At 65.6% G+C, this 19,405-nt stretch carries 17 protein-coding genes; 3 read left to right on the top strand and 14 right to left on the bottom strand.

The features are described 5' to 3' along the window. Positions 1-30 precede the first annotated feature (30 nt). The 12 genes from ABIA70_RS06070 to ABIA70_RS06015 form a co-directional block, all read right to left on the bottom strand. Positions 31-822, bottom strand: coding sequence for a triose-phosphate isomerase family protein (locus ABIA70_RS06070; protein WP_354146698.1), 792 nt, complete (start codon positions 820-822; stop codon positions 31-33). Positions 823-833: 11 nt separating this feature from the next. Next, positions 834-1,787, bottom strand: coding sequence for a 3-hydroxyacyl-CoA dehydrogenase family protein (locus ABIA70_RS06065; RefSeq protein WP_354146697.1), 954 nt, complete (start codon positions 1,785-1,787; stop codon positions 834-836). Beyond that, positions 1,784-2,278: a ribose-5-phosphate isomerase gene (locus ABIA70_RS06060; RefSeq protein WP_354146696.1), complete on the bottom strand. Its 495-nt coding sequence runs from the start codon at positions 2,276-2,278 to the stop codon at positions 1,784-1,786. The genes ABIA70_RS06065 and ABIA70_RS06060 overlap by 4 nt, the downstream gene beginning before the upstream one ends. A 10-nt stretch (positions 2,279-2,288) precedes the next feature. After that, entirely contained in the window at positions 2,289-4,013 is a 1,725-nt protein-coding gene (locus ABIA70_RS06055) for a dihydroxyacetone kinase family protein (RefSeq protein WP_354146695.1), read from the bottom strand. Positions 4,014-4,062: 49 nt separating this feature from the next. Next, complete coding sequence (locus ABIA70_RS06050; RefSeq protein WP_354146694.1) at positions 4,063-5,061, bottom strand: sugar phosphate isomerase/epimerase family protein; 999 nt, start codon at positions 5,059-5,061, stop codon at positions 4,063-4,065. A gap of 129 nt (positions 5,062-5,190) precedes the next feature. After that, positions 5,191-5,880 (bottom strand): GntR family transcriptional regulator, encoded by a 690-nt coding sequence (locus ABIA70_RS06045; protein WP_354146693.1) that lies wholly within the window; start codon positions 5,878-5,880, stop codon positions 5,191-5,193. 102 nt (positions 5,881-5,982) lie between these two features. After that, on the bottom strand, positions 5,983-6,759 hold the full coding sequence (locus ABIA70_RS06040; protein WP_354146692.1) for an SDR family NAD(P)-dependent oxidoreductase: 777 nt from the start codon (positions 6,757-6,759) through the stop codon (positions 5,983-5,985). A gap of 9 nt (positions 6,760-6,768) precedes the next feature. Beyond that, positions 6,769-8,118: an MFS transporter gene (locus ABIA70_RS06035; RefSeq protein WP_354146691.1), complete on the bottom strand. Its 1,350-nt coding sequence runs from the start codon at positions 8,116-8,118 to the stop codon at positions 6,769-6,771. A 241-nt stretch (positions 8,119-8,359) separates the two neighbouring features. Further along, positions 8,360-9,115, bottom strand: a complete 756-nt coding sequence (locus tag ABIA70_RS06030) for a FadR/GntR family transcriptional regulator (RefSeq protein ID WP_354146690.1) — start codon at positions 9,113-9,115, stop codon at positions 8,360-8,362. A gap of 173 nt (positions 9,116-9,288) precedes the next feature. Further along, the gene (gene sucD / locus ABIA70_RS06025) at positions 9,289-10,191 is read right to left on the bottom strand and encodes a succinate--CoA ligase subunit alpha (RefSeq protein WP_354146689.1); all 903 of its coding nucleotides are present in this window, start codon (positions 10,189-10,191) and stop codon (positions 9,289-9,291) included. A gap of 11 nt (positions 10,192-10,202) precedes the next feature. Next, a complete protein-coding gene (sucC, locus tag ABIA70_RS06020; protein WP_354146688.1) occupies positions 10,203-11,372 on the bottom strand; it encodes an ADP-forming succinate--CoA ligase subunit beta in 1,170 nt (389 codons plus the stop codon). Between the two features lie 221 nt (positions 11,373-11,593). Continuing rightward, a complete protein-coding gene (locus tag ABIA70_RS06015; RefSeq protein WP_354146687.1) occupies positions 11,594-12,301 on the bottom strand; it encodes a hypothetical protein in 708 nt (235 codons plus the stop codon). 203 nt (positions 12,302-12,504) lie between these two features. Here ABIA70_RS06015 and ABIA70_RS06010 point away from each other — a divergent pair, with 203 nt between their 5' ends. The 3 genes from ABIA70_RS06010 to ABIA70_RS06000 all read left to right on the top strand — a co-directional run bounded on the left by ABIA70_RS06010 (position 12,505) and on the right by ABIA70_RS06000 (position 15,770). Continuing rightward, entirely contained in the window at positions 12,505-13,890 is a 1,386-nt protein-coding gene (locus ABIA70_RS06010) for an MBL fold metallo-hydrolase RNA specificity domain-containing protein (protein WP_354146686.1), read from the top strand. A 150-nt stretch (positions 13,891-14,040) separates the two neighbouring features. After that, on the top strand, positions 14,041-14,373 hold the full coding sequence (locus ABIA70_RS06005; RefSeq protein ID WP_354146685.1) for a CU044_2847 family protein: 333 nt from the start codon (positions 14,041-14,043) through the stop codon (positions 14,371-14,373). 47 nt (positions 14,374-14,420) lie between these two features. Next, positions 14,421-15,770 carry a phosphoribosyltransferase family protein gene (locus tag ABIA70_RS06000; RefSeq protein WP_354146684.1) on the top strand — a complete coding sequence of 450 codons (1,350 nt, stop codon included), beginning with the start codon at positions 14,421-14,423 and terminating at the stop codon, positions 15,768-15,770. A gap of 67 nt (positions 15,771-15,837) precedes the next feature. Here ABIA70_RS06000 and pcrA read toward each other — a convergent pair whose 3' ends face one another. After that, complete coding sequence (pcrA, locus tag ABIA70_RS05995) at positions 15,838-18,447, bottom strand: DNA helicase PcrA (protein WP_502917175.1); 2,610 nt, start codon at positions 18,445-18,447, stop codon at positions 15,838-15,840. A 101-nt stretch (positions 18,448-18,548) separates the two neighbouring features. Beyond that, positions 18,549-19,379, bottom strand: coding sequence for an inositol monophosphatase family protein (locus tag ABIA70_RS05990; RefSeq protein WP_354146683.1), 831 nt, complete (start codon positions 19,377-19,379; stop codon positions 18,549-18,551). Positions 19,380-19,405: the final 26 nt, after the last annotated feature.

Raw genomic sequence — 19,405 nt, 5'->3', positions numbered from 1 at the left:
GCGGCGAAGGCAACCGTCCCGCCGTCGTACTCAGGCGTTGCCGGCCTCTGCCCGCCTGAGGGCGTCGTCCAGCACCAGGCCCAGGTTGGCGGCGTCGTGGGCAAAGCGTCCCAGGAACAGACCGTCCACTCCGGGCAGCGCCGGCAACAGCCCCGGACCGGCGCTGCCGCCGTAAAGGATGGGGCAGGCTGCGCCCACCGCTTCGCGGAGGAGCCGGGCCACAGCATTGACATGCCCTGCCGCGGCGGGCCGTTCAGCCCCGATAGCCCAGACGGGTTCGTAGGCAAGAGCCAGTTCCGGCAGCAGCGAGTCATTATCCCCAATGGCCTGCCGGACCTGGCGCAGGCAGAACTCTGCCGCTGCTTCGTGGCCCAGCACGTCCGGTTCGCCGATACACAGCAGCGGCGTCAGGCCGGCATCGAGGGCGGCGCCCACCTTGCGTGCAACTACCGCATCAGTTTCGGCGAAGAGACGCCGACGCTCCGCATGGCCCACCTCCACCAGCGAGACGCCCAGCTCGGCCAGCATGCCCGGGCTGACCTCGCCCGTCAGGGGTCCGTCCCCCCACGAACAGTTCTGCGCCCCCAGCAGCACGGGCGAACCGTCAAAGATCCGCCCGGCATGCTCCAGGAGAGGGAAGGACGGCATCACAAAAACCCGGACCTCGCTGTCCGCGCCGAGAAGGGGGCGGGCGTCCACCACGGAGCGCACCTCCGCCAGCCAGCGCAGGCTGGCCTGGTAGCCGAGGTACATCTTGGTGCTGACACCCACGGAAATGGCCGCGCCGGCCGGTCCGAGCGGATTTCCGGAACTCGACGTCATGGAGCCTGCCCCTACTGGACCGGCGCCGGACCGAGGTCCTCCATAAGCTGCTGCATGGCCACGTAGGCCTTGTTCCGGTAGGCCACCAGCTCCGCCGTCCGTTCAGCCGGGACGTTGAGGAATCCGGCCCCCGTCTTGGTCCCGAGCTGCCCTGCGTCAACCTTTTCCTGGAGTATTTTCGGGGTGGCAAACCGTTCCGGGAAGCCGGTTTGAAGTGACTTGTAGCAGAAAGCGTAGACGTCAAGGCCGGCCATGTCGGCAATCGCGAACGGGCCGAAGAAGGGAAGGCGGAACCCGAAGGTGGTGCGCACCAGGGTGTCCACATCCTCGGCGGTGGCTATGCCCTCCTCCACCACCTGGGCAGCCTCATGGAACAGCGCATACTGCAGCCGGTTGAGGACAAAACCTGTGACGTCCTTCACGGTGGCGGTCTGCTTGCCGGTCTCAGCCACGATGGCGCGGACCTCAGCGACGGTGGCTTCCGCTGTGCCCGCATGCGGGATCAGCTCCACACCCGGGATGAACGGTGCCGGGTTGGAGAAATGCACGCCAAGGAAGCGCTCCGGCCGGTCCACCACCTCAGCCAGCTTTGCGATGGGGATGGTGGAGGTGTTTGAGCCGATGATCGCGTCCGGGCGCGCTGCGGCGCTGATGCGGGCGAGGGTGCCGTGCTTGATCTCGAGGACCTCCGGCACGGCTTCTTCGATGAATTCGGCGCCGGCGACGGCTTCCTCAATGTCCTGGGCGGCCCAGAGGTTCTCCTTCAGCCGGTCCGTGGCGTCGGCTGGGAACAGGCCCGCCGCCACGAACTCCTCGGATTCCCTGAGCAGCCGCTCGTAGTTGCTTTGTGCGATCTCGGCCGAGACGTCGGCGAGTGCCACCCGGGCACCAGCCAGGGCCAGGACCTGGGCGATGCCGCCGCCCATGTAACCGGACCCGACGACGGCGATGTTGCGGACGCTCATTTCATATCCCCTTCTGCGGAAGTTCCTTCATAGGAGTGGATGGCTTCCACCTTGGCCGCCGACGCGGAAGTGGGATCGAAGCGGTGGCCGAGCCATTCCGCCACCAGCTTCTTGGCCAGCTCCAGGCCGATCACCCGCTGGCCCATGGTCAGAACCTGGGCGTTGTTGCTCAGGACGGAACGCTCCACGGAGTAGCTGTCGTGCGCGGTGACGGCCCGGATGCCAGGGACCTTGTTGGCCGAGATGGCCACGCCCAGTCCGGTGCCGCAGATGAGCAGGGCGCGGTCGGCGTCGCCGGCGGCCACTTTCCGGGCCGCGGCGACGGCGAGGTGCGGGTAGGCGGTGGTGTCGTCTGCGCCGACGCCGATGTCCTCCACCGACGCGACGCGCGGATCCGCCTCCAGCAGTTCACGCAGGGCGTTCTTGTATTCGACGCCGGCTTCGTCGTTTCCGACGACGATCCGCCAGCCCGGCTGGGATTTTTCAGTCATGGTTTGTCCTTCAGATGCGTTCGATGGAGGCGGCGTGGTCGGCCAACCTGTTGGCAATGAGTGCGAATGACACGGCGCCCGGGTCCGGGTGCCCGAGGCTCTTCGCGGCGAGCGGCCGGGCGCGTCCCTTTTTCGGGCTGAGTCCGGCGGTGGCGTCGGCGGCTTTGGCGGCCGCGTCGGCGGCGGAGCGCAGGCTCCTTGCCAGGCCGTCGCCGTCGCGGATTGAGCGGTTGAAGACTTCGGCGAAGGGAAGCAGGGCGTCGACCATTGTCTTGTCGCCTGCCTCGGCTTTGCCAAGGGTGATGATGGAGTCGCGCAGGGCGTCGACGGCGGCTGCGGCGTCCGCGCGGGTGTAGGCCTCCTTGCTGCCGAGGGTCCGTCCGACGGCGGCGACCGCCGCTCCCCAGAGGGCGCCGGAGGTGCCGCCGGCTCGTTCAGCCCACTGCTCGCCGGCGGCGGCAAGCAGCTCCTCCAGCCCGGCGCCGGCCGCGTGCGCCTTCTCCGCCGCGGCGACCGCAGCGTCCACGCCGCGGCGCATCCCGATGCCGTGGTCGCCGTCGCCCGCGATGGCGTCCAGCTTCCCCAGCGCGTCCTCGTGCTCGACGACGACGGACCGGGCAACCTTCAGCGCCTCGACAGCGGTGGCGGCCAGCGAGATGGAAGCAGCGGTGGCCGCCTGTGCCGGGGCCTGCGCGGCGGCTGCCGCCGTAGAGGTCACGGCCCGGGCGCGCCGGGGCGCAAGGTTACCCTTGCGGAAAGCGGGCGTATCCGCGGGCGCGGCCCAGAACATCTCCAGTTCCGGATCCAGCCAGAAGAGCGTCAGGGACACTCCGGACATGTCCAGGCTGGTGACGAGCTCGCCGCACTCCGGCTCCACGATTTCCAGCCCTGCGCCGACCAGGAGTTTCTCGATCTTGCCGTACAGGAGGAACAGCTCGTCGTATTTGACCGTGCCGAGGCCGTTAAGGATGGGCACCACGCGGGTGCCGGCGGCTTCGGGCCTGTCCTTGAGGAGCCCGTCCACCAGCAGCTGCGCCAGTTCGCTGGCTGTCGGGAGCGGCTGCTCGGAGATACCGGGTTCACCATGTATGCCGAGGCCGACTGACATCATGCCGGCGGGCACCGTGAAGAGCGGCTCCGGTGCGCCGGGAAGGGTACAGCCGGCGAAGGCGACGCCGAGCGAGCGGGTGTGATCGTTTGCTTTCAGGGCAAGCCGCTCCACCTCATCCAGGTTCCGGCCGGCCTCGGCTGCCGCCCCGGCGATCTTGAAGACAGTGAGGTCACCGGCAATGCCGCGGCGTTTGCCGATCTCGCCGGGCGGGGCGCTGGCAATGTCATCCGTTACCAGCACGGTCCGGGTCTGGATGCCCTCGGCGTTGAGCTTTTCCTGCGCCTGGCCGAAATGGAGGACGTCCCCGGCGTAGTTGCCGAAGCTGAGCAGGACCCCGCCCCCGGCGTCGGACGCCTTGGCAACCCGGTAAACCTGCCCGGCGGACGGCGAGGCGAACATGTTTCCGCAGGCGCTGCCCGCGGCCAGGCCGGCGCCTACCAGGCCCGCGAAGGCCGGGTAGTGCCCCGAACCGCCGCCGATCACCACGGCGACCTGGCCTGCTGGAGTTTCCGTGGACCGGACAACGCCGCCGTCCACCCGTGCCACATACCCCCGGTTGGCGGCCACGAAACCATCGAGGGCGTCATCGGCGAAGCGTGCAGGATCGTCAAATAGTTTGGTCATGATTCCTCGTTGAACCGGTTGGGCCTGCAGTCCAGGCTACAAGTGCAGGCTACAGTGACGGGACGGCTGCCGGGAGCTGGCGTCCCTGGGCCACGAGGCTGGTGCCGAGGCGGTAACCGTCGCGCTTGGGCAGGATCCGGCCGCGCAGGTATTCCTGGTTGGCGGCGGTAACGCTCAGGCCGTCCCCACCATAGTGCTCTGTGCAGACGATGCCCTGGAAACCGACGGAAAGCGCGAACTGGAACGCCTCGCGGTAGTTGATGAGGCCGCTTTCCATCGGAGCCGGCATGGCGACGAACTGGTTGCGGGCCTGGTCTTCGTCGCGGATGTAGTTCTTCACATGCCAGTAGTTGGCGTACGGGAGGGTCTTGTGGAGCGCCTCCCGCCAGTCTTCGATTGGCCGGTGAAGGCGGATCAGGTTGCCGATATCCGGGTTGAGGCCCACGTTGGCCAGGCCGATGTCCTGGACCAGCTGCACCGAGGAGTCGGCAGTTCCGAGGAGGGTATCCTCGTACATTTCGAGGGAGACCAGCAGCCCCAGCTCGGCGGCGTGCCTGCCGACTTCACGGATGCGGGTGACGGCGTTGTTCCACACGTCCTTGTCCCCCACCGGGTCCTTGTGGCCTTCAACGGTCCAGAACCAGAGCTGCTTGCGCTGGGCCGCGGTAATGGCCTGGTGGAGGCCGATCGACACCACTTCGCAGCCGAGTTGCGCGGCCGCTTCCAGGGTGCGGTGGGTGTAGGCGAGGTTCTCCTGCCAGGCGCCTTCCTCGATGACGCTCCTGCGGATGGCCGAAATGGCGGGCAGCCCGATGCCTGCGCTGTGCGCCGCGGCTGTGAGCTCCTTAAGCCTCGCCGGGGAAAGATCGCCCGGGCGGACCCAGCTGTCCGTCAGGTCAGCGTTGACAAAACCCGCATCCCTGACTTCCTCGAAGACGAGCTGCCACTCCTCGGCAGGAGCTTCCTGAACGGGCGATCCGTCGGGCCGGACGCCGGGAAAAGGCAGAAGGGCCGCAGTAATGGGCCAGTTGTCAGCGGTGTACACCATTGTCACTCCAAGTTGTGGGATCACATTTCCTATAGGATCTATGAACTAGCTCCGGCTGTCAAGGGCTGCAGGGGCCACGAGCGGGCGGGGCGGCTATGGCAGGCGGCCGTGACCTCCCATGGGGCAGCGCTAGCTGCGCATTTCACTTTCGTGCTGTGAGCGCTCTTTTACGCCCCGGATGTGGGCGATCATCGCATCCCGGGCAAGTTGGGGGTCGCCGGTTTCGAAGGCCTTAAGGATCTGCGTGTGTTCCGCGATGGCAAACTCCGCATCCGTGATGCCTAACCCGCCAAAAAAGCGGAAGCGCTGCACCTGGCCGCCCAGGGCGTCGTAGGCCGACAGGAGGAACTGGTTGTCGGCGTACAGTGCGACGAGCCGGTGAAACCGCTCGTCCGCTTCCCAGTACGCCCGGAACTCGGCGAACGACGGGCCACGCGGCGCGGATTTGAGGTCATCAATGGCTTGAGCCAGCTCCCCGATCAGGCCATCTGCGGCATGGCGGCATGCCATGAAGGCGTTTGCCGGTTCAATCACAAGGCGGGCATCCATCAGGTCCGCCAGCTCATCCGGTGTCAGGAGGGGAGCCACCCGGTATCCACGCAAGGCAGTGCGGCGCACCATTCCGGTTGCTTCCAGCCGGGCAAGAGCCTCCCGGACCGGCGTCGGCGAAACGTCCAGCTCCCTCGCCATACCGTCGATGCTCACCGGCGATCCGGCTTCGAGCCGGCCGTCCATCAGGGCGCTGAGCAGCGCTTCGTATACGTGGTCGGCCAGGACCTGCCTGCTTACGCCTCCGGCGGCCTGGTCCTTGATTCGCATAGTGAAATCCTATAGCCGGAGCGGGCTGCCAATGACGGCGGACGCCCCCTGCGTGCCCGGCCGTGGACCGGGTACGCAGGGGGCGTCCATAAAGCCTTCCGGTCAGGAGACCTGCAGGCCGCCGTTGATGTCGTAGGTTGCCGCCGTAATGTAGCCGGCGTCCTCGCTGAGGAGGAATCCGATCAGGGCTGCGACCTCCTCGCGGGTTCCCACCCTGCCCATCATGATGCCCTCTGACATGGCCGCCTTGCGCTCGTCAGTGAGGGTACCGCCCATGATGTCGGTGTCGATCGGGCCCGGGGCCACGGCGTTGACCGTAACGCCGAACTCGCCCACTTCGCGGGCAAGGGCCCGGGTGAACCCCAGGATTCCGGCCTTCGAAGCACTGTAGGCAACCTTGGAAAAGGTACCCCCGCCCCGCTGGGCGGAGATGGAGGAGACGCTGACGATGCGTCCCATCCGGCGCTCGATCATGCCCTTGAGCACACGCTGCGAGACAATGAAGGTGCCGCGCATGTTGATCGCGAAGACCTTGTCCCATTCCTCAACGGACGTTTCCATAAACGTCGTCGGCGAACTGATGCCGGCCAGGTTGGCCAGACCGACGATCGGCGGAAGGGTTTCCTCTACCTCGGAGATGGCCCGGTCCACGGATGCGGCGTCGCTGACGTCGGCTCCCACGCCGATCGCCTTGACCGCACGGTTGGAGCCGATTTCCGCGGCCGCGGCCTTGGCGTCCTCGGCGTTAATGTCCAGGATGGCGATGGACCAGCCGTCCCGGGCCAGGCGGTCGGCCGTGGCGCGGCCAATGCCGCGGGCGGAGGCTGCGCCGGTCAGGACGACCGTGCGCTCGGGGGGAAAAGTGGTGAGTTCAGTCATGGAGTTGTCCTACAGGCTTTCAGAGACGGGGGCGGTGGCTGCTGGTGCAGAGACGCCTTCGGGACGCTTGCGTGCGTAGAGATAGGTGGCAACACTGGTGATCGCCAGGCAGGCGGCCAGGAAAGTAAGGCCGCTCTGGCTGTTGCCGGTTGCGTCCTTGAGGAGGCCCACGACGTATGGAGCCACGAAGCCGCCGAGGTTGCCGAGTGAGTTCACCATTGCCAGGCCCGCGGCAGCAGCCGCGCCGGTCAGCGCTGCGGCAGGCATCGCCAGGAACGGCGCGATGGCGGAGTAGATGCCCATGGCAGCGATGGTCAGGAAGACCATTGCGAGCACGGCATTCACCGGCAGCAGGTAGCCGGCGCCAAGCAGGCCCACTGCGGCCATCGCCATGGAGAAGCAGGCGTGCCATACGCGGTTGCCGGTGCGGTCCGAGCGCTTGCTCCAGAAGTACACAAACACGGCAGCGATGGCGTATGGGATGAAGACGATGAAGCCCACCTGCGTGGAGTCGAACTTGCCCAGCGCCTTGACGATGGTCGGCATCCAGAGACCCAGGCCATAAATTCCGCAGACCAGGCCGAAGTACAGGGCCGAGTAGGCAATGGTCCGGGGATCCTTGAGGCCGGCCAGGAAGTTGTGGTTGCCGGACTTCTGTTTGTCGGCGAGTTCCTTGTTCATGGTGCTGGTGAGCCACTCACGCTCTTCGGGCTTCAGCCACTTGGCGTGCTCGGGACGGTCCGTCATGACGAACGGGGTGATGATGCCCAGCAGGATGGCCGGAATGCCTTCGATGATGTAGACCCACTGCCAGCCGTGCAGGCCGAGCACACCTTCCATGTTCAGGAGCATGCCGGAGACCGGTGCGCCGAGCGCGTTGGAGATCGGCTGGGCAAGGATGAACAGGCCCAACACGGTTACCCGCTGGGCTGCGGGGAACCAGAGCGTGAGGTAGAAGAGAATGGCGGGGAAGAATCCGGCCTCTGCGGCACCGAGCAGGAACCGGATGACGTAGAACATGGCCTCACCGTTGACCATGAACATGGCGGTGGCGAAGATGCCCCAGGTGATGAGGATCCGGGCGAGCCACTTGCGGGCACCGAAGCGGTACATGCCCGCGTTGCTCGGGATCTCCAGCAATGCGTAGCCGATGAAGAAGATACCGGCGCCCAGGCCGTACGCAGCCTCGGTCAGGCCGATATCGCTCTGCATGCCGAGCTTGGCGAAGCCGACGTTGTTGCGGTCGAGATAGGCGATGAAGTACAGGAGGATGACCAGCGGCATGATCCGCCGGCGGACCTTGCGAAGCGTTGTCTGGCCGAGCTCACTTAACGGCGGGGCTGCAGTGAGGGAAGTCATTGAAGACCTCCGCCGGTGGTGTTCTGGACGTGGACGTGCGCGCGCATAAAGACTCCTTTGGCTGGCGGCAAATGACTCGATTGATATCAGATGTCTGATGTCTGATTGAGATTCTAATCACAGGGCGCCCCAGGCGTCAACCTCCGTGCGTATGGAGGCGCGACGAAGGGGGTCAGGGGGAAACGGTAAACGTGGAAGGCTGGGCCGCGGTCGGGCCCGTTGCAGTATTGCTGTGCCGCTGTCAGCGGGCGGCAGCGCCATCCGGGTCGGAGACCAGTCCGTCTTTCAGCTTGGACGCCGCGAGGAAATGCCGGTAGTCCTCAAAGGTCTGGGTGATGTGTTCGTCCATGGCGGAGCGGGCGGCGGAAGGGACACCCGAGGCGATGGCAGCCAGCACCTGCTTGTGGTGATAGATGGCATGTCGCTGCACATCCGGAAAAGCGGATGTTTCCCGCCGCATGGCGTAGAGGAGTGTGGTCAACTGGCCCAGCAGTGCGGGCACGAAGGGGTTGCCGGAGGCGCGCAGTACCGTGTCATGGAAGGTGATGTCCGCAATGGTGAGCGCATCGACGTCGCCCGCGTGGTGGGCTGACTCCATCTCCGCGATGCTTTTCTTCATCGCGGCGAGGTCGTCCTCGTCATGGCGGAAAGCGGCAAGCTCGGCAGCGCCGGTTTCGACCATCCGCCGCACTTCCAGGAGCCGCAGCGCCACCTGGTCCGAGGCCACTCCCCGGGAGGCCGCGCGCATGATGGCGTCCAGGCCGGTCCAGCGTTCGGGCGGGTTGACGAACGTGCCGAGCCCGCGTTTCACGTAAACGATGTTTTGCGCCTTCAGCACTTTCATCGCCTCGCGGGCCGTCAGGCGGCTGACGCCGGATTCCTTGGCGATGTCGGCCTCGGGCGGCAGGGCGTCGTCGGCCTTAATCTCCCCGCTGAGGATGTGTTCAAGGACTTTATCGACAACGACATCGACGAGGGTCCGCCGCGTCTCTGCCATTGCCGTCCCTCCCCTGTCCACCGTTTTGCCTTTTCTAAACACTACTAGACCTTGGGGCAGCCGCCGCCCCACCCGGCTCCCGGGGACGTTAAACGTCAACGCGGGGTCACTCCGCGCCCATCCCAGCGTCTGGAATGGGCGGTAAGTGACCCCGCGTTGTTTGTAGCTAAGAGCTAGAGCGCTGCGTAGACTTCGCGCAGCAGCTTGGCGGTCTCGGACGGCGTCTTGCCGACCTTCACGCCTGCAGCCTCAAGGGCTTCCTTCTTGGCCTGGGCGGTTCCGGCGGAACCGGAGACGATGGCGCCGGCGTGGCCCATGGTCTTGCCTTCGGGAGCGGTGAAGCCGGCCACGTAGCCCACAACGGGCTTGGTGACGTTGGCCTTGATGAACTCGGCCGCGCGCTCTTCAGCGTCGCCACCGATTTCGCCGATCATGACGATCGCCTTGGTCTCGGGGTCAGCCTCGAACGCAGCCAGGGCGTCGATGTGCGTGGTGCCGATGACGGGGTCGCCACCGATTCCGATGGCGGTGGAGAAGCCGAGGTCGCGCAGCTCGTACATCATCTGGTAGGTCAAGGTACCGGACTTGGAAACCAGTCCGATGGGGCCCTTGCCCGTGATGTTGTTCGGCGTGATGCCCACAAGTGCCTCGCCCGGAGTGATGATGCCGGGGCAGTTCGGGCCGATGATGCGGGTGACCTGGTTGCCGTCGGCGTCAACCTTGGACTGGGCCAGTGCCCAGAACTCGGCGGAATCCTGGACCGGCACGCCTTCGGTGATGACTACCACCAGGCCGATGCCGGCCTCGATGGCTTCAACGACGGCGTTCTTGGTGAATGCCGGCGGCACGAAGACGATGGAGACGTCGGCGCCGGTTTCAGCCATGGCTTCCTTGACGGTGCCGAAGACGTTGATTTCACTGTCGCCGTGCAGGACGGTGGTGCCTGCCTTGCGGGCGTTGACGCCGCCCACAATGTTGGTGCCTGCCTTGAGCATCAGGGCGGTGTGCTTGGTGCCTTCGCCGCCGGTGATGCCCTGGACGATGACCTTGGAGTCCTTGTTCAGATAAATAGACATGGTTCGTCCCTTTACTTAGCTGCGTTGGCGAGCTCGGCGGCCTTGTCGGCGCCCTCGTCCATGGTGGCGGCCAGGGTAACCAGCGGGTGGTTGGCCTCGGCCAGGATGCGGCGGCCTTCCTCAACGTTGTTGCCGTCGAGGCGGACTACCAGCGGCTTGTTCGCGGAGTGGCCCAGCTCGGCCAGTGCACCGACGATGCCCTTGGCGACGGCGTCACATGCGGTGATGCCGCCGAAGACGTTCACGAACACGGACTTGACCTGCTCGTCGCCCAGGATGACGTCGAGGCCGGCAGCCATGACCTCGGCGGAAGCTCCACCGCCGATGTCCAGGAAGTTGGCAGGCTTGACGTTGCCGTGGTTCTCACCGGCGTAAGCAACGACGTCCAGTGTGGACATGACCAGGCCGGCACCGTTGCCGATGATGCCAACGGAGCCGTCCAGCTTGACGTAGTTCAGGTCCTGCGCCTTGGCCTTGGCCTCGAGCGGATCCGTTTCGTCCTTGTCGGCAAGGAGGGCGTGCTTGGCGTGGCGGAACTCGGCGTTCTCGTCCAGGGAGACCTTGCCGTCCAGTGCCACGATGTCGCCTGCGCCGGTCTTGACCAGCGGGTTGACCTCCACCAGGGTGGCGTCTTCCTTCTTGAAGACGTCCCAGAGCTTGAGTATTACCGCGGCGACCTTGCCGCGCAGTTCCTCAGCAAAGCCAGCGGCTGCAACGATCTCGTCAGCCTTGGCCTGGTCGATGCCCACAGCGGGATCGATGGCGATTTTTGCGAGCGCCTCGGGGCGTTCGACGGCGAGCTGCTCGATTTCCATGCCGCCTTCAACCGAGCACATGGCCAGGTAGTTGCGGTTGGCCCGGTCCAGCAGCACGGAGAAGTAGTACTCCTCGGCGATGTCAGCACCCTGGGCGATCATCACCTTGTTAACGGTGTGGCCCTTGATGTCCATGCCCAGGATGTTGGTGGCGTGCTCAAGTGCCTCATCCGCGGTCTTGGCAACCTTGACGCCGCCGGCCTTACCGCGGCCACCGGCCTTGACCTGGGCCTTAACGACAGTTACGCCGCCGATCTTCTCGGCAGCTGCCTTAGCTTCTTCTGGGGTATACGCCACGATGCCGGCAAGCACGGGTACACCGTGCGCCTCGAACATATCGCGCGCCTGGTATTCAAACAGGTCCACGGTTTAGTGTCCTTCTACGTCGAAGTAGTTTCTGTACAGTCGGGCACCATCGAAGACGATGACCGGGCTGCGGATTGCGAGCGCCTTCGGCCCGTTGGAAACGGGCCACCCAGCGCAATGCTCCATTCGGAACTCTAGTCCTTCTCAAGGACGGGCCCGTTCCACAGTACCGCTAATGTGAGTAAGGACACTATTCTATGGAGCGTAGAAAAAGCCCTAGATTACGGGGATTTTGAGGCCATGGCGGGCGCCGGCGAGGCCGTTTCGGCAGGCTTGGAAATAAGTTCGTAGCGGTCGCGGCTAACAAAGAATCCGACGCCGGCAGAGACATTTCCGCACGCCACCCCGCCGTTGTAGGCCGAGCAGCGCAGCCCGTTCCGCTCAAGGTTCTGGCCGTCGGCGAGGACTGCGAGCCGGGTCAGCGGACCGGATTTGTTTCCTTTGGGGCCGTAGGTTGCCTCCATTTGTGTGACGCCGGAGCGGCACTCCCCATAGGTGGCCCTGGCCGGGGTGAGCAGCACCGTTCCGCCCAGATAGCCCAGGCCGGTGCCGGCGCAGTCGTCCTTGATGTCGCCGGCCGCCGGTTTCGGATAGTGGGCGAGCTCGCAGTGCGCCACCGGGACTATGGCGAGCCTGTTGTTGCCCTGGTCGCTGAAGCTGTTCATTTCGTAGGGCAGGTTCAGGTGTTCACCACGGGCGTCTGTAAGCGAGCAGACAACGGTCCGGTCTTCGGTGATGAAGGAGGTGGTGTTATCTCCGGCCTGAAACGAAGCGGGGTCAACCAGGGCTGCCTGTTCCAACTGCTCCAACGCCGGCAGCGGAGGCGGCGGAACATAGCCGGGATCTTCGGTGGTGATGGTGCACGCCGCGGCCGCCAGCAGTGTGAAGGCGGCGAAGATCCCCAGAGCAGTCCGTCGCATGGTCCCCATTATGCTTCATCGCCTGCGGCCGCTGGCCGACGTACAGGCCCGACAGGCCAGCCGGCGGCCGGCAGCTTCGGATAGCATTCGGGAATCCGCGCCTCCAGGGCATTTAGCCCATGGCGGTCATAAATTCTTTGGGCGTAGGCTGGCCCCACCGGGGCGCGCGGGGGCCCGAGCCCGTCCGCGGTTGCCGAACCTAAGGAGCCCTCATGGAGGAGCACCATCCGCCGAAGCTTCGGTTTCTCGGCGCAACGGACACCGTCACTGGATCCAGGTACCTGATCCAGTCAGGGGGACGGCGGATCCTGGTCGATTGCGGTCTGTTCCAGGGATACAAAGTACTCAGGGACCGCAACCGGGTCCCGTTTCCCGTCAGTCCGGCAAGCATTGATGCCGTCATCCTCACCCACGCCCACCTGGACCACACTGGTTATGTTCCGGCGCTGGTACGGGACGGCTTCCGCGGCCCGGTGTATGCGACCCAGGGAACCACCGAGCTCTGCACGCTGCTCCTGCCCGACAGCGGCTACCTGCAGGAGGAGGAAGCCCGCTACGCGGATCATCGGGGTTCTTCCCAGCATCATCCCCCGATGCCCCTGTACACCGCGGAGGATGCGGTTCGTTCCCTCAACAGCTTCAAAACCCGTGAGTTCGACGCCCCGTTCCCGGTGGGCGATGGAATCGAGGCAACGTTCCTGCCCGCCGGCCACATCCTCGGCGCTGCGCAGATCCATCTCAACCTGGGCGGCCGCTCCGTACATTTCACCGGTGATCTCGGCCGGGCAAACGACCCCCTCATGTACCCGCCCAGGGACCTGGAAGCCGTCGACGTGCTGGTCACCGAATCCACCTACGGGAACCGCGCACACCCGAGCGGGAGCCCGGAGGAAGAGCTGGGCGGGATCATCACGCGGGTGGCGAAAAGAAATGGCGTGATCATGATCGCTGCCTTCGCCGTGGGACTGGCCGAAACGGTGCTGCTGCACCTGTCCCGCCTGATGCGCAAGGATGCGATCCCGCATATCCCTGTCTACCTGAACAGTCCGATGGCTATCGATGCCTCCGGCATGTACCAGCGCCACCGCGAAGAGCACAGGCTCGAACGGCACGAATTTGAGGCGATGTACAAACTGGCCACGCCGGTCCGCAGCGCCGATGATTCCAAGCTGCTCAACCTCCGGGGCGGTCCCATGATCATTCTCTCAGCCAGCGGCATGCTCACCGGGGGAAGGATCCTGCATCACCTGGAAAACTACGGGCCGGATCCACGGAACGCGATCATCCTCAGTGGATACCAGGCCCCCGGAACCCGGGGAGCTTCCCTCGCGGCGGGTGCCCGGCAGCTGCGCATCTACGGGCGGGACATCCGGATCGGCGCGGAAGTCATCCAGATGGAAGGCCTGTCCGCCCACGCGGATGCTGACGAGCTGATCCGATGGATGCACGCTGCCCCCACTGCACCGGCCATGACCTACATCACGCACGGGGAAGCAGACTCATCCGACACCATCCGAACCCGGATTAAACGTGAACTGGGCTGGAAGGCCCGCGTGCCCGAGTACCTTGAATCCGTGTCCCTGGACCATCCCTCATAGCCAGGAAATCTCCCCCACCGCACCGCCCGGTCAGCAGGCCGGTCCGGTCGGGCCTTTCGTCCCTTTTACGGGTTCTCCCGGAGGTATCTACTGGAGGGACACCGGCCCCCGCTTCGGGCCTTCCCAGCCAAGATTGGAGCGGACCTGGCAATGACAGAGGTATTGCGATACGAAGTCGGCTCCGGAACAGTTCTGGTTGAAGTGGATGACAACAGCTATGGAGTGAACCACCCTGCCCGGAACGAGCAAGGAATCCTCGATGTGGGCCGGCGCCTGGAAGATGCGCTGGCCAGCGTGCGTCCGGCCGCGGCCGCCGTAGTGGAGGCCATGAGGGAACTGGCTCCCGAGCAAATGCAAATCGAATTCGGCGTCAAACTTGCCGGGGAGGCAGGGGCCGTCATCGCCAGGAGCAGCGCGGAAGGCCACTTCATCCTGCGAATGTCATGGCCCGCCGCTGCGGATATCCCGCTGGAGGAAGAATAGAGCCCCAACCAATGCATGGCTGGGTGCCCCTCAGGGAGGGTGGCGTGATGTTTGAATTCCAGGACAGGGCCGACGCCGGCCGGAGACTTGGACAAAAGCTGATTGAGTTGCGGGGGCAGGACGTGGTGGTGCTGGGGCTGCCCCGCGGAGGGGTTCCGGTGGCGTTCGAGGTTGCGAAGGTCCTTCAAGCGCCGCTGGATGTCATCGTGGTGCGCAAGCTGGGCTTGCCGTACCAGCCGGAAGTAGCAATGGGCGCCATTGGGGAAGGCAACGCACGGGTGGTGGACCCGCACGTCGCCTCCTTGGCAGGGGTTGGAAAATATGCCTTTCGGGCAGTGGAACGCAGTGAACGCGAACTGCTGGAATCCCGGGTGGTGCGGTACCGGCAGGGGCGGCCCCGGGCGGACCTCAAGGGCCGTCCGGCCCTGATCGTCGACGACGGCATCGCCACCGGATCCACCGCCCGTGTCGCCTGCATGGTCGCCCGGCAACTGGGAGCGGAGAAGGTGGTTTTGGCTGTGCCCGTGGCCCCAAGCAGGGCGCTGGCCTCGCTGACCGAAGCGGACGACGTCGTCTGCCTCGTTCCGGCCCGCAACTTCCATGCGGTGGGCAACTACTACCGCAACTTCTCCCCCACCGGGGATGAGGAGGTCCTGCAGCTGCTCGAGGCCGCCCGACGCCACCACCCTGTCGGGGGCAGCACGCCCGCCGCCGCCAGGGAGGAAGCCATCGACGAGGACGTGGAAATCCCCTCGGACAATGTCGAGCTCCGCGGAAACCTGAACCTGCCCGCCCGCTGCGAGGCCATCGTGGTTTTTGCGCACGGCAGCGGCAGCGGCCGTCACAGCCCCCGCAACCGGCTTGTTGCCTCGGTCCTGCAAAACGCCGGCCTGGGCACCCTGCTGCTTGACCTGCTGACCCCCGCTGAGGAAATCGTCCGGGAGAAGGTGTTCGATATCGGCCTGCTCGCACGGCGGCTCACGGCAGCGACCCAATGGCTCAGCACGAGGGATGACACCGCGTCCAGCCGTGTCGGATACTTCGGCGCAAGTACAGGTGCCGGTGCCGCGCTTTGGGCCGCGGCAGAGCCTGGCGCGAAGGTGGGAGCCGTTGTCTCAAGGGGCGGGCGCCCGGATCTGGCCGGCGCACGTCTGGCCGCTGTCCGCGCCCCCACTCTCCTGATCGTCGGCGGCGCCGACACACATGTCCTTGCCCTGAACCGTGAGGCCATGGCTCAGATGCGGGCGCCCACCCGGCTGGAAGTCATCCGCGGAGCCACCCACCTCTTCGAAGAACCCGGAACCCTGTCTCAAGCGGCCGCACTGGCAACCGGGTGGTTCGTCCGCTACCTGCTGCCAGCCGGAAGGCATGAAGCTGAAGGGGAGGTCCCGCGATGAACCCCGGCGCCTGCAAACCTTGCCGTTTACGCAGCGGACCGGTTAGCAGCGGACGGGGCAGGCACCGTCAGGCGTCGAGTTTCGTCAGCGGCGCATAGCGGAGCAGGAGGCGCTTCTCCCCGACGTCGAACTTCACCTTGGCGACCGTCTTGTCCCCGGCTCCTTCGAGGGCAAGCACGGTTCCGTTGCCGAAGCTGGTGTGGTTGACCTTGTCGCCGACGCTGACTGCCACGATTTCTTTCTGCGGCTGGACCCGGTTCTTGGCAATGATGGCGGGAACCTCGGCGTTGAACCCGGCCGAGGAATCAGCCGCGCCGCCGCGGGCGGTACCGGCACCCCAGAACGAGCCGCCGTACCGGCTGGAGCCGATGGACCCGCCACTCCCCCAACCGCCGGTTTGCCGGCTGGTGCCTTCCCGCTTCCACTCCACCAGCTCCAACGGAATCTCTTCGAGGAACTGGCTGGCGGGGTTGTACTGGCTCTGGCCCCACATGCTGCGGACTTCGGAGCGCGTGACATACAGCCGTTTGCGTGCGCGCGTCAGTCCCACGTAAGCGAGCCGGCGTTCCTCGGCGAGCTCCTTGGGATCCGTGGCGGAGCGCTGGTGGGGGAACAGCCCGTGCTCCATGCCGGTCAGGAACACCACGGGGAATTCGAGGCCTTTGGCGGTATGGAGGGTCATCAGCGTGACCACTCCCAGCCGCTTGGCTTCGGCCACGGCGGCGTCGATGTCCGCTCCCGGCGCGTCCGGGATCTGATCGGCATCCGCCACCAGGGAGACCTGTTCCAGGAAGGCGCCCAGCGAACCCTCCGGGTTCTCCTGTTCGTATTCACGCACGACGGCGACCAGTTCGGCCAGGTTCTCCACGCGGGACTCATCCTGCGGGTCAGTGCTGGAACGCAGCCCGGCCAGGTAGCCGGTCTGTTCCAGGACGGCCTCGAGCGCCGCGGCAGCGCCGGAGCCGGTGGCAACCTCGGCGAGGTCGTCGAGCAGTTTCACGAAGCCCAGGACAGCGTTGACGGAGCGGGTGGCCATGCCGGGGGCTTCCTCGGCGCGGCGGGCGGCGGCCATAAAGGACATCCGTTCCCGCTGGGCCAGGGCAGCCACGGCGCCTTCGGCGCGGTCGCCGATCCCGCGCTTGGGTTCGTTGAGCACCCGGCGCAGGTTGACGTCGTCGTCCGGGTTCACCAGGACGCGGAGATAGGCAAGGGCGTCCTTGATCTCCTTGCGCTCGTAGAACCTGGTGCCGCCCACCACCTTGTACGGCAGGCCCACGCGGACCAGCACATCCTCAATGGAGCGGGACTGCGCGTTGGTGCGGTAGAAAATGGCGACGTCCCCGGGACGGAGGTTGTCCTCGTCCTGCAGCCGGTCGATCTCCTTGGCGATGAACTGGGCTTCGTCGTGCTCGTTCTCGCCCACATAGCCGATGATCTTGTGGCCCTCACCCTCCGCGGTCCACAACCGCTTTTCGGGGCGGTTGGGGTTGCGCGAGATCACCGAGTTCGCGGCGCTGAGGATGTTCTGGGTGGAACGGTAGTTCTGCTCCAGCTTGATAGTGCGGGCATCGGGGTAATCGTTCTCGAACTCAACGATGTTGCGGATGTCAGCACCGCGGAAGGCATAGATGGACTGATCGGAGTCGCCCACCACCGTCAGCTCGGAAGCCCCAGGGCCCTCGCCCACAATCTCCCGCACCAGGGCGTACTGGGCGTGGTTGGTGTCCTGGTATTCGTCCACGAGGACGTGCCGGAACCGCCGCCGGTAGGAGTCTGCGAGCGCAGGGAAGGCGCGGAACATGTAGACGGTCTCGGCGATGAGGTCGTCGAAGTCCATGGCGTTGGCCTGGCGGAGCCGCTGGGTGTAGCCCTTGAAGACATCAGCCACAGCTGATTCGAAGGGGTCGTTGTGGTTGGCGGACAAGGCGTAGGAGTCGGCGTCGATCAGCTCGTTCTTGAGCGCCGAGATCTTGTGTTGGATGGCTTTGGGCGCGAATTTCTTGGGATCGAGGTCCAGGCTCTTGGACACCTGGGTGACCAGGCGCAGGGAATCGGCGGAGTCGTAAATGGAGAAGTTCGACTTTAATCCGACGTTCGCCGCCTCCTGCCGCAGGATCCGCACACAGGATGAGTGGAACGTGGAGATCCACATGATCTTGGCGCGGCCGCCCACCAGCGCCGAGATGCGCTCCCGCATCTCTGCGGCGGCCTTGTTGGTGAAGGTGATGGCCAGGATCTCGCCGTGATGGGCGCGCCGGGTGGCAATCAGGTAGGCGATCCTGTTGCTGAGCACTCGGGTCTTGCCGGAGCCGGCACCTGCCACGATCAGCAAGGCACTCCCCGCATGCTTGACCGCTTCCTCCTGCTGGGGATTCAGTCCTTCCAGGAGTTCTGCGGCGTTGGGCCGGTGATGCGTTTCATGGTGTCCCTGGCCGCCGCTGCCCTCGCCTGAAGGCTGCTGAGTGGCCCATCCCGCGTTCCGGGTGCTGCGTTCCGGGCTTCTTTCCGGAGTGTGTTCGGCGTTGCTGTCGGCGCCGTTGCCGGTCCCCCCGGCAGGCCCGCCGCCACCGAAATCCGGGAACGCGGGAAAGCCTTCCGGGCGCGACTTGGTGATGGCGGCAGCTTTGGAAGCGGCCTTGAACGGTCCGTCAGAGTACGGGTCAAACAACATATCCATGGTGCCTACAAGTCTAGGCGGTAGGGCTGACAGTCACTTCAGCCTGTGGACAACGTCTCACCCTGCGTGACCCAGAAACCACTGGGGCTCAGGCACCGGGCTCAGGTAACCGAGCCCGCCTCAAGGGCCGTTCGCAACTCCCGGACCGCCGTCGTGCCGCCTGCCATGAACCAGTCCAGGCCGTTGATGCGGACTGTATCCGTGGCGCCGCCGGCGGCACGGACAATCGCTTTGCCGGGCAGCCAGTCCCATTCCGGGCAGCTGTGCTGGAACCAGCAGCCCAGCTGCCCGTCCGCCACCCGGCCCAGATCGCAGGATCCGGAGCCGAACATCCGCAGGGCGGCCGCCGAGGTGGCCGCCGAATGCCAGGGCATGGCACACAGCGGATCCAACAGCCAGGTGGGGTGGATGTAGGTGGCGGCGCCGAATTCGGCCAGGGGGGTTGAGTTGCGCGCGCCGCCGTCGTTCTGGAAAGCGGTGACCGTCCCGCCGTTCAGGGTGGCGGGTTGAGCAGTGCCGCCGAGCCAGAGTTTGTCCTCTTCCGGCTGGAAGATCGCTCCCAGCAGCACGTCCGATGTGTCCTTGAGCGCAAGCGCGGAGCACCAGTAGGTGGACCCGTGCAGGAAATTGTAGGTGCCGTCCACCGGATCGATGACCCAGGTGCGGCCGCTGGTGCCGGCCACCGAGGCGCCCTCCTCGCCGAGGATCCCGTCTTCAGGGCGGCAGCGCCTCAGTTGCTCGAGGACGTAGGCTTCAGCAGCGTGGTCTGCGGCCGTCACCACGTCCGAGACCGACGTCTTTTGCTGCGACTGCAGCCCGGCCATGCGCATCAGGAGCGCGAGCTGGCCGGCTTCCCGGACCAGCGCGGCCGCCAGTTGGTAGTCGTCCAGGGTGGGATCAAGTTCAAGGGCGCTGTGCCGGCCAGTGGTCATTGACCCAGTTTATGGGGCGGGATAAT

This window comes from Arthrobacter sp. 754, assembly GCF_040548695.1.
Classification (GTDB): Bacteria; Actinomycetota; Actinomycetes; order Actinomycetales; family Micrococcaceae; genus Arthrobacter.
Note: the sequence above shows the minus strand (reverse complement) of the source record. Positions and strands in the feature narration are given on the sequence as shown.